Genomic DNA, 14604 nt, shown 5'->3' on the forward strand with positions numbered 1-14604 from the left:
AACGCGTAAACAGGGCGCGGGTTTGTCGCTCTCGCCAGCAGGTGTGATGTGGGGGGAAACCGTGTCACAGCCAGCTCCTGTCTGTTACTGACAGTCATTTTCAAGTACAGGAAAGTAATGACGGGGATAGCCCCGTCGTTCTCTGTTTACTTAATCTGGATGTTGACGCTGTATTTTTTAGCCTTGTTTTTACGAGCGTCATTGCGGGTTTGAAGCACCCTTAGCTCATATTTACCGGAAGCGGGAAGGATGTACTGACCGTTGTCATCAAGCTCGGGAGAGTATCTGGAGAGATCAACCGAATCGCTGATTCCGGGCCCAAAGAGGACAATATCAGCTCCCTCATTGGAGATGCTGACGTGCACCTTCTGGCCTTTTTGGGCATAGAAGTTATATGTGTCGTAATCGTATCCCTTTATCTCTCCTGAGTACTGCGCACTATTATGCCCCTTCCTGAACTCAACATTAACGTCCTTGCCAGCGGCAGAGGCCGTTGAGGTTAGCAGTGCAAAAAGAAAAATGGCTTTACTTACACCATTGATTTTCATGTGTGTTCTCCTCAGTCATGGAAAAACTACCGTTGTTATAATATAACAATTTTTGCCAGATATTTTCCATGAGCCTCCCGCCTGGAAGTTGCTATGGCGCGTGAGTGGTGTCAGGGAAGAGATAATCTGACAGATACCTGTACAAATAACGGATAACTGTCAGATCTGAGATGAGCTAATACACTTAAATTAAGGGTTTATTGTTTTCAACATCTTCAATATATAAGAGTGTATTATCGATGGAATAGTAACGACGTTTATTATCATTAACGTCAGTAACCCACCGGAAAACACCCGCATTCGCGAGCGTTATACAATATTCCCGAAAAGTAGACTTTCTGGAAATGTGAGTCCGGGCTGCTTTTATTACTTGCTCAGGGTTCTTAGTGGCACTGACTTTTAATAGATTTCTGCTTCCTCTTATTAACAACACCTTGTCATCGTGTGTGACGATCCTAATGTTATCTGTAGCAAGATAGTAAATGTAATGCGCAATATGATGACGTTTTAACTCTGTGTAAAACCAGGAAAAGTTTAGCTCCGTTCTCACTTGCTCAAACATCTTTTGGAAAATAGCAACCTGATCCATCAGAGGGAATAATCTCTTGTTAGTTGTGAGAGTTTGTAGTTTGCATGATTGGTGCTATTCCTTCAATCAGATCCGATGACTTAATGCGGGTGACAAAGACGTACTAAATATAGGGTTATGATGCGTGTGTCTGGTTAGGTTTTGCTATTCGTTCTTCAGTATTGCACTCGCAAAATGTTATGTTATAACATCTAATGAATGTTGAAGCGGGAGGATAAACTGGATGATGGTTGTTAATAAATTGGCTTTTGCGCTGGGGTTACTATTGACTGGCAACTATGCACTTGCTCATGGGCATCATTCGCATGGGGCACCACTGACAGAAATAGAACAAAAAGCAGCAAAGGGTATTTTTGATGATGATAACGTGAAAGACAGGTCACTCACTGACTGGGATGGTATTTGGCAATCGGTATACCCCTTGCTTCAAAGTGGTGACCTTGATCCTGTTTTTGAAATGAAAGCAAAAAAAGAACCGGGTAAATCATTTGCGGATATTAAGTCCTATTATCAGCAGGGATATACGACGGATATTGACACTATCGGTATCGAAAATGGTGTTATGGAGTTCCACAGAGGGGGGGAGGTGACTTCCTGTAAATATAATTATAGTGGATTCAAGATATTGACATATAAATCAGGAAAGAAAGGTGTTCGTTATCTGTTTGAGTGCCGTGATCCTGCCAGTAAAGCACCTAAGTTTGTGCAGTTTAGCGATCATATTATTGCCCCCCGGAAATCCTCTCATTTCCATATATTTATGGGCAATACGTCACAACAGCAATTACTTGAAGAGATGGATAACTGGCCAACTTATTATTCTTATCAGTTACAGACGAAAGAAATTGTGGATGAGATGCTTCATCACTAGTTCATTTCAGGATTGCCATAAATCCTTGAGAATATTTGTCTGATATATCGCGTACTTTTCTCTGCCTCTACAGCAGAGCATTTGTAGCATAGACACTCCCGCTGCCTGAAACAGCGGGAGAAAAGATTACTTTTGAATCAAATAACGAATGGTCGGCCCGTCTTGCTGGATATCCAGTACGGTATAGCCGTGATTACGCGCATCCAGCGGAATATTGTTAATTGACTGCGGGCAATCGCTGACCACTTCGAGGATCTCGCCTTTCTTTAACTGCGGCATCGCCTCAAGAGTAGCGACCGCCGGATAAGGGCAGGGTTCGCCCACCATATCTAGACGGTAATCAGGAACGATATTTTTCATGCGATCTCCTTAGCAGTCTGCGGCGCCGCACGGCGGAAGAAGCGTTTCTCCCAGCCGATAACCAACATTAACGCAGCGAACAGCATCAAATATGTCACCAGCAGGCCACCCATTGGGCCAAAGGTTTTCAGCAGGTTGATTTTGTCCCAGTCGGTTGCCAGCGCCGGGGCGAAATCATCCCAGTAATAAGCCAGAATCGTCGAGCCGATAACGTTGCCCAGGCCAACCCACCAGTAGTGCACCTGGCCTTCCACCGCGCGGTACATCCAGCCAGTTTCACAGCCGCCTGCCAGAACAATACCAAAACCAAACAGTAACCCACCAATGACAGCGTTCGGACCTGCCCACATTATTTTCGGTTCTACGCCTAACTGTACATAACTGAAAATACCGATGGCACTCACCGCCATACCGATAATGATCGCTTTCGCCATATGGGTTCGTCCGGTGATCCACATATCGCGGAACGCCGAGGTAAAGCAGATTTGCGCGCGTTCAATCAGTAAGCCAAAGCCGACGCCAAATAGCATAGCCAACCCCAGCTTCGGTTGATTCATTGCTGTCAGCAGCGCCCAGCCCAGCATACCGAAAAATACCAACATACCGAGGCGGAAGCGACGCCGTGCCTGATCCGGTTTTTGTGTTAGCGGTGATGCGGCAGAGACTTTCTGCATTTTTACCGGGATGCGGAACATCGGCAGTAGGGTAAAGCGCGCACCAAACCATGAGCCGATGGCGGTGGCGATAGCAAAGAACCAGGCGTGCAACGAGAACTGCGGAATACCAGTGAAGAACGCAGCAAGGTTACAGCCCATCGCCAGACGTGCGCCGAAACCGGCGATAATACCGCCAATAATGGCCTGCATAATGCGGATACGGCTGCGCGGCATACGTAATTTAACGTTGTTAGCCCACAGAGCAGCGGCAAAACAGCCGCCAAACATACCCAGAATCATCATTCCGTCGATGCGGGTTAATGGCGATCCTTCCAGATGGATTATTTTAAAATAACCCCACTCTTCAGCATGGACGCCAAACAGTTGCAGGAGCTGACCGCCCCAGCGGGTAAATTCGCCCGTAACTGCCCAAAAGGTGCCGGTGATGCCAAAATAATAAGTGGAGAGAATACCCGCCGCGATGACTGCGGGGATGGGGGCCCAGAATTTAATCAACCAGGCTTGCTTGAATTGCTGCCATGACATGTATGTAGCCTCTGAACTCAGAAGGTTTGTAACAAGAGCTGCGAATCATACACCATGTAAATTTATTTTCGGGTCAATAATTCACAAAAATAATGGTTAGATCAAATTTCACCTTGGGTCTGGAAAGGCTGGCAGCATCAAGGCATTAATGCCACAATCCTCTTTTCTTCTCATGCAGGATGAATGATGAAAAAACTCGCAATTGCAGGCGCACTTATGCTGCTGGCTGGCTGTGCCGAAGTTGAAAATTATAACAATGTTGTGAAAGCACCCGCGCCAGAGTGGCTGGCGGGCTATTGGCAGACCAAAGGGCCACAACGTGCTCTGGTCAGCCCTGAAGCGATAGGTAGCCTGATTGTTACTAAAGAGGGTGATACGCTGGATTGTCGTCAGTGGCAGCGGGTGATTGCTTTACCGGGTAAGTTGACGCTGATATCGGATGATCTCACTAACGTTACGGTCAAACGTGAGCTATATGAAATTGAACGTGACGGTAACACCATCGAATATGACGGCATGACGATGGAACGCGTGAATCGACCGACGGCTGAATGTGCTGCCGTGCTGGAAAAAGCGCCGTTGCCGACGCCACTACCGTAATGAAATCCCCCTGGCGCTGGGGGATTTTTATGTCAAAAAAAGTGCCCGATGCGCAAGCTTATCGGGTCTGGAACTGTAGCGCCCCCGCAATAACGATGAGTGTATTTTCAGTGATCGGTTTTAAATCACCTCTTCGATAACCCACACACTGACGCTACCGCCGTTGCAAAAGAAGGTCGCTTCGCCATTTTCATCGGTTACTACGCTCTCTTGTCGATTACCCAGAAAGTCGCGCCAGGTTTTATTGCCGTAATTCTCCCCCAGATTAATGGTTTTTTCGCCATCGTCGCCGTTTGACATGACCACCACGCAGCCAGGATATTCGTCAGTACCGCTGCGACTAAACGCAATACAGTTCGGATGGTCGAAAAATAACGTCTGTACTCCGTGGGCGAAACGCTGGCGGGCGAGAATCAACTCATCAAGCTGTTCGATTATCGGCATATCTATGGGATAAGTTTGTCCGTCACCGCCGACATCTTCGTAATGAGCACCGTACAAATCAGGGTAGAACACGGAAGGGACGCCATTTTCCCGCAGCAAAATCAGGGCATAAGCCAGCGGTTTAAACCACGGTTCAACCGGCGCTTCAAGGGCTTGTAACGGTTGGGTGTCGTGATTGGCGACCAGCGTAACAGCATGGAAAGGATCGGCTTCCACCAGCGTACCGGTGAAAATCTGCGTCATGTCGTAGTCGCGCCCCATGCGTGATGCTTCGTGAAATTTCATCTGTAGCGGCGCATCAAACAGCATGGTTTTGCCTTCAACTTGATCAATATACGTTTGCAGCTTATCAACTTCGCGCGACCAGTATTCCGCCACAATAAATAGCGGCTTTGGCGCGACTTCCTGCACGTGTTCGATCCACTCTTTATAAAACCAGGCCGGAATATGTTTTACTGCGTCGAGACGAAAACCGTCGCATTGCGTTTGCTCCATCACCCAGCGCGCCCAGTATTTGAGCTCTTCCGTAACGGCATGGTTGCGAAAATCGATATTTTCACCCATCAGATAGTCAAAATTACCAAGCTCATCATCAACCTGGTCGTTCCAGCCTTCGCCGGTGTAGTCGTTGACGATTTTAAAGATACCGTCTTCGTTTGGGTTTTCGATATGGTCGATACCGCTAAAACATTTGAAATCCCAGATAAACTGCGAGTATTGCCCGCCACGAGCGGGAAAGGTGTAACGCGTCCAGCCTTCGCACTCAATGATTTCATCATCAATTTGCGTGCGATCGTCAGCATTGACGCGCTGTACGCGAATGGCTTCTTTTTCATCTGCGCCCATTTTGTGGTTGACGACCACGTCCAGCAGTACCGCAATGTCATTGCGTTTGAGTGCATCAATGGCGGCCAGCAGTTGTACTTTATCGCCATATTTGGTGGGGATGCTGCCTTTTTGATCAAACTCGCCTAAATCAAATAAATCGTAGGAGTCGTAGCCGACCGAATACCCGCCCGATGCGCCTTTATAGGCTGGTGGCAGCCAGATCATATTGATACCAATATCATTAAAACCGTCGGCGCGCTCGGCCAGTTCAGGCCAGAGCTTGCCGCCTTCCGGGTAATACCAGTGAAAACATTGCAACAGCGTGGGATTACGCATTCTTCGACTCCACTCAAGGGGAACATTAGAAGCGTAGCCGTAATCGGATTATTCGCGAGCCATCATCTTTTTAAGCGTCAAAAGAGGTTTTCCTGCGGCGCCAGCACGTAGCCCCCCTGATCACCGTAGGCGCTTAACACAGATTTTTGCATTGATGACTGACCGACCAGTTTCGCCAGTTCATCCATCCGAATCTGCAATAACTGTTTTACTTTGTTTTCGTTTTCCAGAACGAGGCGCAGCAGCGGTCTGAGTTGCTCCTGTATCATGGCAGAGGGTTCCGTTTCTTCCGTTAGGTGTGCGATCTTTTGCACCGCATTGACATATTCCATTTCGCTGGCGATGAGTTCATTCCATCGTCCTTCTGTCGCCAGGCGTAACATGAGTTGGCTTTTTTCGACGAGTTGTTGCCAGGCAAAATACAAGTGCGGTGCGTGGTTCATCAGACAGGATCCTGAATCAAAGAAGGGGAGAGTAAAGACTCTTTCCAGGCATCGGCAAGGTTGCGCATCAACGTTTCCACTTCTTCGACTGCGGAGACATCGTTGCGTAAATTGGCTTGCAGTAAACGCCTGATCATATAGCTATACAGGGCTATCAAATTCTGGGTTAATTCGTCCTGGCTTTCTTCGTCAAGACCGATCCTCAGCCCGTTATCAATAATGCTGATCGCTTTTGACAAAGAGACGCCTTTTCCTTCCTGATTGTTGTCCTGCATAAACAGGCGCGCTCTTACCAGTGCGCTCAACACGCCGTCAAACAGCATGGTGACCAATTGTTGTTGGCTGGCGCTCATTACGGCGCTTTCGACGCCAATTTGGGCATAGGCCTGGGTGCCTTTTGCGCTGTACATAGTCTCTCCTGAAGATTATTTCGAGCTGCTATTTGAGGTATCGAACTGCTGTGTCAGATAGCTACTGGTGGAGTTCAGCGAGTTCATTAACACATCTAATTGGGTAAACTGGGCTTTATAGCGCGCCATTAAGGTATCGATACGTTCACTGGCTGCGTTGTACTGATCAGTCAAATTGTTCAGCGTTTTGCTGACGCCATCTTTTGCTGCCTGGATTATCCCGGTGGAGGAGAGCCAACTGGTCAGATTGCTGCTAATGCCGGTGGTTACCCCTGTACTTTTACCGTCACCAATAAACATTTCACCGACGCCAGCGGCATCTTTCTTCAGCGCCGTTTGCAGCTTGTCGGTCGCGATTTCCAGCTTGCCGGTACTGGCATCGCTGGTAATGCCAATCTGTGCCAGCGTTTTATAGTTTGAACTGCTGTGGGTATTGGCGAGCAAGGTTTTAAGCTGAGTCTGGATGGTACGCAGTGTGGAGTCGCCGAGTAATGCGCCATTGCTGGAGTCCTGACTTTCTGCGCCGGCATCGACGGCGGTGTATTTGGTTAAGCTGCTGAACGTATCCTGCAATGTGTTATAGGCATCCACCCACGCTTTAACCGCATTTTCAGCTTTTGATGTGTCTTTACTGATGGTCAGTGTCTGATTACCAGTGGTGACGTCATTCAGGTTGAGGGTGATATCTTCCAGTGCGTCGCTGATAGTGTTACTGCTGTTTTCAATCTCAACGTTATTGACCGTCAGTTTGGCGTTTTGCGCGGTGACGCTTTCAATCATGCCATTGCTGCTATCACCTGAAGTTCCGTTGTAACCCATAAAACTTTCCAGGGCGCTGTCGCCGCTGACGCTAAGTTTCATCGCGTTATCGCTGCCCGTATCGTTAGCGGTGATGGACAGACGATACTCGCCGTTACCTACATTGATGATACTGGCGCTGACGCCAGCTTTGGCGTTGTTAATGGCATCGCGAATACCGGAAAGTGACGAGTTAGCCGCGCTGATATCAATCGTGACCGGATCTTTACCGCCGCCTTGCTGGATGGTCAGTACGCTATCGCTGGTGGCGATGGCGGCTTTACTGTCTTTTTGACTGTTTTTGGTGGTCAGCGTCTGTGCCTGCGCCAGTTGGCTGACGCTAATGGTGTATTTCCCGGCAATCGCGCTGCCCGTGGTGGTGGCGCTGAAAGCCGATGAACTACTGGTGGTTGAGGTGGCGGTAAATAAATCGGCTTTATTCAGTGCTGTGTTGGCTGTCTGGAAACTCTCCAGTGCGCTTTTCAGCGTCCCGTAGGCGCTCAGTTTTGCGGTGTAAGAGCTTTGCTGTTTTGATATCGGCGTCAGGGTAGATTTTTCTGCCGCCTCCAGACTGTCGAGGATGCTGCTTAAGTCCAGCCCCGACCCAACCCCAAGCGTTGAAATACTAGCCATATTGATTCCTTAATCATGCGACATGTAGAACGAATACCGGGGTTATCGGCGTAAGCGGGGCAAAGTTTACGATTTATTTTTTGGCTTAATGACACGAACAGCAACGAGGAAGGGGAGTATTTCGACCGCTAGAAAAAAATTCTAAAGGTTGTGAGAGACCAGACGATAACAGGGTTGACGGCGACGAAGCCGAAGGGTGGAAGCCCGATACTTAAACCGTAGAGCTAAAAAACAGGAATAAAAATTATGGCACAAGTCATTAACACCAACAGCCTCTCGCTGATCACTCAGAACAACATCAACAAAAATCAGTCTGCGCTGTCGACTTCTATCGAGCGCCTCTCTTCTGGTCTGCGTATTAACAGCGCGAAAGATGACGCCGCAGGTCAGGCGATTGCTAACCGCTTTACCTCTAACATTAAAGGCCTGACTCAGGCCGCGCGTAACGCCAACGACGGTATTTCTCTGGCGCAGACCGCAGAAGGCGCACTGTCTGAAATCAACAACAACTTGCAACGTGTGCGTGAGTTGACCGTTCAGGCGACGACCGGCACTAACTCTGATTCTGACCTGTCTTCTATTCAGGACGAAATCAAATCCCGTCTGGATGAAATTGACCGTGTTTCCGGTCAGACCCAGTTCAACGGCGTGAACGTGCTGGCGAAAAATGGTTCCATGAAGATTCAGGTTGGCGCGAATGATGGGCAGACCATCTCTATCGACTTGCAGAAAATTGATTCTTCCACGCTGGGATTGAATGGTTTCTCCGTTTCGGGTCAGTCGCTGAATGTTAGCAGTTCTATTACTCAAATTACGGGTGATGCAGGAACGGAACCCGTTGGTGTTGATTTCACGGCTGTTGCGAAAGATCTGACTACTGCGACAGGCAAAACAGTCGATGTTTCTAGCCTGACGTTACACAATACACTGGATGCGAAAGGGGCTGCCACTGCACAGTTCGTCGTTCAATCCGGCAGTGATTTCTACTCCGCGTCGATTAATCATGCAGACGGTAAAGTCACGTTGAATAAAGCCGATGTCGAATACAAAGACACCGATAATGGACTAACGACTGCTGCTACTCAGAAAGATCAACTGATTAAAGTTGCCGCCGACTCTAAAGGCGCGGCTGCGGGATATGTAACATTCCAGGGTAAAAACTACGCTACAACGGTTGCAACGGCGCTTGATGACGACACTGCAGCAACAGCCACAGGGAACAAGGTTGTTGTTGAATTATCTACAGCAACTCCGACTGCACAGTTCTCAGGGGCTTCTTCTGCTGATCCACTGGCACTTTTAGACAAAGCGATTGCTTCTGTTGACAAATTCCGCTCCTCCCTCGGTGCCGTTCAAAACCGTCTGGATTCTGCGGTCACTAACCTGAACAACACCACCACCAATCTGTCTGAAGCGCAGTCCCGTATTCAGGACGCCGACTATGCGACCGAAGTGTCTAACATGTCGAAAGCGCAGATCATCCAGCAGGCGGGTAACTCTGTGCTGTCTAAGGCTAACCAGGTGCCGCAACAAGTTCTGTCTCTGCTGCAGGGTTAATCGTCGTAATATAACGACAGCAAACGCCAAATTGCCTGATGCGCTGCGCTTATCATGCCTAAAAGGTGAATCGCAATTAATAAATTTGCATATTCGCGTAGGTCGGATAAGGCGTTTACGCCGCATCCGGCAAGATGAGGCGGACGTTGTCAGCTATCTTAACCCCGCTCCGGCGGGGTTATTCTGCTCGTTATTTACCGATTACCCTAAATAACCCCTTATTTCACCCATTAATCGTCCGATTAAAAAACCTGCAGAAACGGATAATTATGCCGATTATTTATATAACGCAGGGCTGTTTATCGTGAAATCACTCTATACCGCTGAAGGTGTAATGGATAAACATTCGCTGTGGCAGCGTTATATCCCGCTGGTGCGTCACGAAGCATTGCGCCTGCAGGTTCGACTGCCCGCGAGTGTAGAACTTGACGATCTGCTACAGGCAGGCGGCATTGGATTACTTAATGCTGTTGAACGTTATGATGCCCTGCAAGGAACGGCATTTACAACTTACGCAGTGCAGCGTATCCGTGGTGCTATGCTGGATGAACTTCGCAGCCGTGACTGGGTGCCGCGCAGCGTGCGACGCAATGCACGTGAAGTGGCGCAGGCAATAGGGCAACTGGAGCAGGAGCTTGGCCGCAATGCCACAGAAACTGAAGTGGCAGAACGTTTAGGGATTGAAATCGCCGACTATCGACAAATGTTGCTTGATACGAATAACAGCCAACTTTTCTCCTATGATGAGTGGCGCGAAGAGCACGGTGATAGCATTGAACTGGTTACTGACGATCATCAGCGGGATAACCCATTGCAGCAATTACTGGACGGTAATTTGCGTCAGCGGGTGATGGAAGCCATCGAAATGTTACCGGAGCGCGAACAGTTGGTATTAACGCTCTATTACCAGGAAGAGCTTAATCTCAAAGAGATTGGCGCAGTGCTGGAAGTCGGTGAATCTCGGGTCAGTCAGTTACATAGCCAGGCTATTAAACGGTTACGCACCAAACTGGGTAAGTTATAACTTAGGTAAATGCCGCACATTAATTTTGAATACCAGGAGTTCTTAATAATGGTGCAGCACCAGAAAAGGCGGCCATTAAGCCGCTATCTTAAAGACTTTAAACATAGCCAGACTCATTGCGCATATTGCCGTAAATTACTCGATCGTATTACTCTCGTGCGCGATGGCAAGATAGTGAATAAAATAGCGATATCTCGCCTTGATACGCTGCTTGATGAAAATGGCTGGTTTGAGGAACAAAAATCATGGGCGGCATTATGCCGTTTCTGCGGCGATTTACATTGCAAAACCCAGAGTGATTTTTTTGATATTATCGGCTTTAAACAGTTTCTCTTTGATCATACTGAAATGAGCCCCGGCACTGTGCGCGAATATGTGGTACGTCTACGTCGTTTGGGTAATTATTTAAGCGAACACGATATTTCCTCCGACCTGCTGCAGGATGGTTTTCTTGATGAAAACCTGGCTCCCTGGCTGCCCACCACCAGCACCAATAATTATCGCATCGCATTACGTAAGTACCAGTGCTACCAGATGCAAACCCGTGGTGACCTTACGCAGAAATCCCCCAGCCTGTCAGCTTCTGATATATATTAAATAAGAATAAGATGTAGCAGAGTTGTTTTTGTGTCTTCGAACAATGGCTCTACACTGCAAACCAACATAACAACATTCGGGGTGAATATGAAATTAGTACATCTGGGACGTCAGGCGCTGATGGGGGTTATGGCCGTGGCGCTGGTTGCGGGTATGAGCGTGAAAAGTTTTGCCGACGAAGGTCTGCTCAATAAAGTGAAAGAGCGGGGCACTTTGCTGGTAGGACTGGAAGGGACTTACCCGCCGTTTAGCTTTCAGGGCGATGACGGTAAATTGACCGGTTTTGAGGTGGAATTTGCGCAACAACTGGCAAAACATCTGGGCGTGGAAGCCGCATTAAAACCGACAAAGTGGGACGGTATGCTGGCGTCACTGGATTCTAAGCGCATCGATGTGGTGATTAATCAGGTCACCATCTCTGATGAACGTAAGAAAAAATACGATTTCTCTACCCCGTACACCATTTCCGGTATTCAGGCGCTGGTGAAAAAAGGTAATGAAGGCACCATTAAAACCGCCGACGATTTGAAAGGTAAAAAAGTTGGCGTTGGTCTGGGGACTAACTATGAAGAGTGGCTGCGGCAGAATGTTCAGGGTGTTGATGTGCGTACCTATGATGATGATCCGACCAAATATCAGGATCTGCGCGTAGGTCGTATTGATGCCATCCTGGTTGATCGTCTGGCTGCGCTGGATTTGGTGAAAAAAACCAATGATACGCTGGCAGTAACCGGCGAAGCCTTCTCCCGCCAGGAGTCAGGTGTGGCGCTGCGTAAAGGTAACGAAGACCTGCTGAAAGCGGTTAACGATGCCATTGCAGAAATGCAAAAAGACGGCACTCTACAAGCTCTTTCCGAAAAATGGTTTGGTGCTGATGTGACCAAATAATCGCATAATGACTAGTCCTGATTTAAGTTGACAGTTTTCTGTCTGTAAAACGCCTGATGAACTCCATCGGGCGTTTTGTATTTCCGTGCCAGGTGTGGTCGCTAATGGTTATAAATTGTCACGGATTTTTTTACCATTTCCCAGGTCTACGTCAGGTTTGTAGGACGCGAGAGTAAAACTCATTTTTCAGGATCTCATTTATTCGTTCAGCCAGCGCATTCTGGTAGCAATCATAACCATTGGTCATTGAACAGGTTATCCCGTTTCCCTCATTCACTGACTGATAAAGAGCTGAACAGTATTACTGACCACTACACTACCCGGTTCAGAATGTATACTTCACACCCAGCATGGCAGAGGCGTCACTGTATCCCTTGTCACCGAGCTGTACACCCACATTGCCCCACAGGTTCAGATGGTCATTTATCTGTCCCTCAACACCGGTTTTTACTTCTCCGATATTGCTGGCACCGTCCTGATGTACCGTCACACCGTTCATACGGGTGCCAAAATCACGGGTGTTGTGCAGCCAGTTCACCTCAACGAACGGACAGAACTCATGGGATTTGCTGTCGCCCATTCTGTTGTGCCCCTTAATCCAGGTTTTCACGCCCAGACGGGTACGGAGGTTACCGTCACCGGTGCTTTCAACATGGGTACCATTGAGTTCGCGGTGCTCATCAGCTTTTACGCCCATCCAGATAACCTGAGCCTGAGGCTGGACATACCATTCGTTCAGACTGCCATGGCTGCCGGTAAACTCACCGGTTTTCCAGACATAACCGGTTTCCAGTGAGGCTGTCAGACCTTTTGATTTCCAGGATTCCCCCGGCAGTCCGTCACCTTTCACATCGTTATCGAACCAACTGTACTGTGCCCAGCTATCCAGATAAGCCCCGCTATGTGTCTCATCATTAGCATACCAGGTGGCATACAGACCTGTGTTGTATCCTTTCACACTGCCTTTTGAACTGTATCCGGTACGTACAGAATCTGTATTGTTATGGTCATTACCGTAACCAGCCATAACCCCCAGATGCCAGCGGTCAGAGCTGTTCCGGCTCCACTGAGCCAGGTCACCGCCCATCTGCAGGACGTAACGGTTACCCTGTGTTTTCAGTTGGCCTGTACCGTCACGCCAGCGGTTGTGTCCCCCTTCATGGTGCATCCACATGCTGGTTTCTTTCTGCTCACCGGTAATCACATCGGTGTAATGCATCGGCCCCTGGCGTTCATAAAGACGGGATACGAACATGGTGTTTGCTGCAGCAATGTTCGCTGTGTAGGAGCCAGCTTCCGGACGCAGGTCGTTGTCATGACCACCCGGAGCAGGTTCAGGGGCAGAGGGTTGCATTGCTTTCAGAGCGCGCAGCAGGAACGGAGTGTTTTTACCACTGGTCAGATACCAGTTATCACGGTTGCTTCCCTGACCACGTCCCAGCGTGTAGTCATAAGCCCCGGCGGCAATACGCCCGGCCTGAATAAATGCAGCACTGTCAGCATTTCCGTCGACATGAATCAACTCAATACCGTTCAGTGTCTGTGCTCCGGTACCACCTGCATTTATAACAACCACTCGGGTCTGACTGGAAGCATTGCCTTTAATAATCAGTTTGTCTGTTGCGGAGCTGTCATTCCCCAGAGCGGTGTTCATGAGCAGTAAGCCATTATTACCGGTATAGTTACCTCCGATCGTCAGTACATTACCCGGAGCATCGGCTCTCAGGTCAAGAGTACCGCTGTTGGTTACGTTCCCGGCGACACCACCAGAGCCAGAGAGTGTCCCCTGCTGAGCGATGGTGACCTGGCTGTTAGCAAGCATGACAGGTGCATCAGCCTTGCCCAGAATCAGTGTGCCGGCAGTGTTAACCGAGCCTGCTCCCAGTCCGTCAGTAGTAAGCACCTTCACCATTGCCTTTTCTGCGATAGTGGTGGTGGCATTCAGGGCGCGGGTGGAACCAGTAATAGCGAACACGCCACCGCTGATGTTCAGGGAGCCAGAGCCGATGAGGGTGCCTGCAGACAGGCCTCCACCTGTGAGGGTCAGATTACCGCTATTAATGTTCAGTATGGAACCTGCTGCGCTGTTCAGTTTACCTGCGATCTGGCTGTGACCGTTTATATCCAGCATGGTGTCAGCTGCCAGGCGAATCTCGCTGGTCTGTCCCAGAGCACTGTTGCTGTTCATGCGGACATTGCCGCCACGGATGTCTGTTACACCCGTGTAAGTGTTTTGGGAGGACAGAATCAGTGTTCCTTCGCCGGCTTTGGTCAGCGTTTTTCCATCCCAGCCATGAGATAACTGAGCAGCATTGTTATCTGCAAGCCGTACCTTCAGCTCTAACACCGCGCCATTTCTCAGATCAAACGTGCCATATCCATTTCCTGAGGGGTCATTCCGGCTTTGTTGAATAAATCGAACTTTTGCTGAGTTGAAGGATCAGATCACGTATCTTCCCGACAACGCAGACCGTTC

At 48.8% G+C, this 14604-nt stretch carries 14 protein-coding genes and 2 pseudogenes; 6 read left to right on the forward strand and 10 right to left on the reverse strand.

Features of this window, described 5'->3' with window-relative positions; translation table 11 throughout:
- Positions 1 to 146 precede the first annotated feature (146 nt).
- The gene (gene pliG, locus FC814_RS16495; protein ID WP_000700153.1) at positions 147 to 548 is read right to left on the reverse strand and encodes a g-type lysoyme inhibitor PliG; all 402 of its coding nucleotides are present in this window, start codon (positions 546 to 548) and stop codon (positions 147 to 149) included.
- 184 nt (positions 549 to 732) lie between these two features.
- Positions 733 to 1137 (reverse strand): DUF1398 domain-containing protein, encoded by a 405-nt coding sequence (locus FC814_RS16500; RefSeq protein ID WP_000373062.1) that lies wholly within the window; start codon positions 1135 to 1137, stop codon positions 733 to 735.
- 223 nt (positions 1138 to 1360) lie between these two features.
- Between FC814_RS16500 and zinT the strand changes: the two genes are divergently transcribed.
- Positions 1361 to 2008, forward strand: a complete 648-nt coding sequence (gene zinT, locus FC814_RS16505) for a metal-binding protein ZinT (protein ID WP_137326194.1) — start codon at positions 1361 to 1363, stop codon at positions 2006 to 2008.
- Between the two features lie 126 nt (positions 2009 to 2134).
- Here the strand turns inward: zinT and yedF are convergent, their stop codons facing one another.
- Positions 2135 to 2368: a sulfurtransferase-like selenium metabolism protein YedF gene (gene yedF / locus FC814_RS16510; protein WP_000790504.1), complete on the reverse strand. Its 234-nt coding sequence runs from the start codon at positions 2366 to 2368 to the stop codon at positions 2135 to 2137.
- Complete coding sequence (yedE, locus tag FC814_RS16515) at positions 2365 to 3570, reverse strand: selenium metabolism membrane protein YedE/FdhT (RefSeq protein ID WP_000118927.1); 1206 nt, start codon at positions 3568 to 3570, stop codon at positions 2365 to 2367. The genes yedF and yedE overlap by 4 nt, the downstream gene beginning before the upstream one ends.
- Before the next feature lie 186 nt (positions 3571 to 3756).
- Between yedE and yedD the strand changes: the two genes are divergently transcribed.
- Complete coding sequence (yedD, locus tag FC814_RS16520) at positions 3757 to 4170, forward strand: lipoprotein YedD (RefSeq protein WP_105290414.1); 414 nt, start codon at positions 3757 to 3759, stop codon at positions 4168 to 4170.
- A 120-nt stretch (positions 4171 to 4290) separates the two neighbouring features.
- Here yedD and amyA read toward each other — a convergent pair whose 3' ends face one another.
- From amyA to fliD, 4 genes are all read right to left on the reverse strand, one after another.
- Positions 4291 to 5778, reverse strand: a complete 1488-nt coding sequence (gene amyA / locus FC814_RS16525) for an alpha-amylase (protein ID WP_137326195.1) — start codon at positions 5776 to 5778, stop codon at positions 4291 to 4293.
- Between the two features lie 77 nt (positions 5779 to 5855).
- Complete coding sequence (gene fliT, locus FC814_RS16530) at positions 5856 to 6221, reverse strand: flagella biosynthesis regulatory protein FliT (RefSeq protein ID WP_001015044.1); 366 nt, start codon at positions 6219 to 6221, stop codon at positions 5856 to 5858.
- Entirely contained in the window at positions 6221 to 6631 is a 411-nt protein-coding gene (fliS, locus tag FC814_RS16535) for a flagellar export chaperone FliS (protein ID WP_000286600.1), read from the reverse strand. The genes fliT and fliS overlap by 1 nt, the downstream gene beginning before the upstream one ends.
- A 15-nt stretch (positions 6632 to 6646) precedes the next feature.
- Positions 6647 to 8062, reverse strand: a complete 1416-nt coding sequence (fliD, locus tag FC814_RS16540) for a flagellar filament capping protein FliD (protein WP_000146827.1) — start codon at positions 8060 to 8062, stop codon at positions 6647 to 6649.
- A gap of 246 nt (positions 8063 to 8308) precedes the next feature.
- Here fliD and FC814_RS16545 point away from each other — a divergent pair, with 246 nt between their 5' ends.
- From FC814_RS16545 to tcyJ, 4 genes are all read left to right on the forward strand, one after another.
- A complete protein-coding gene (locus FC814_RS16545; RefSeq protein WP_000079765.1) occupies positions 8309 to 9619 on the forward strand; it encodes a FliC/FljB family flagellin in 1311 nt (436 codons plus the stop codon).
- Positions 9620 to 9923: 304 nt separating this feature from the next.
- The gene (fliA, locus tag FC814_RS16550; protein ID WP_000839543.1) at positions 9924 to 10643 is read left to right on the forward strand and encodes an RNA polymerase sigma factor FliA; all 720 of its coding nucleotides are present in this window, start codon (positions 9924 to 9926) and stop codon (positions 10641 to 10643) included.
- A 45-nt stretch (positions 10644 to 10688) separates the two neighbouring features.
- Positions 10689 to 11240 (forward strand): flagella biosynthesis regulatory protein FliZ, encoded by a 552-nt coding sequence (fliZ, locus tag FC814_RS16555; RefSeq protein ID WP_024165180.1) that lies wholly within the window; start codon positions 10689 to 10691, stop codon positions 11238 to 11240.
- Positions 11241 to 11327: 87 nt separating this feature from the next.
- A complete protein-coding gene (gene tcyJ / locus FC814_RS16560; protein WP_000779810.1) occupies positions 11328 to 12128 on the forward strand; it encodes a cystine ABC transporter substrate-binding protein in 801 nt (266 codons plus the stop codon).
- An 11-nt stretch (positions 12129 to 12139) separates the two neighbouring features.
- On the opposite strand, the pseudogene FC814_RS16565 reads toward tcyJ, so the two are convergent.
- A pseudogene (locus FC814_RS16565) lies at positions 12140 to 12429 on the reverse strand (integrase core domain-containing protein); the annotation flags it as partial.
- 24 nt (positions 12430 to 12453) lie between these two features.
- Positions 12454 to 14448 (reverse strand): annotated as a pseudogene (locus tag FC814_RS16570) (autotransporter outer membrane beta-barrel domain-containing protein); the annotation flags it as partial.
- Between the last annotated feature and the right edge of the window lie 156 nt (positions 14449 to 14604).

The organism is Escherichia sp. MR, from assembly GCF_005280595.1.
In the GTDB taxonomy this organism is placed as follows: Bacteria; Pseudomonadota; Gammaproteobacteria; order Enterobacterales; family Enterobacteriaceae; genus Escherichia; species Escherichia ruysiae.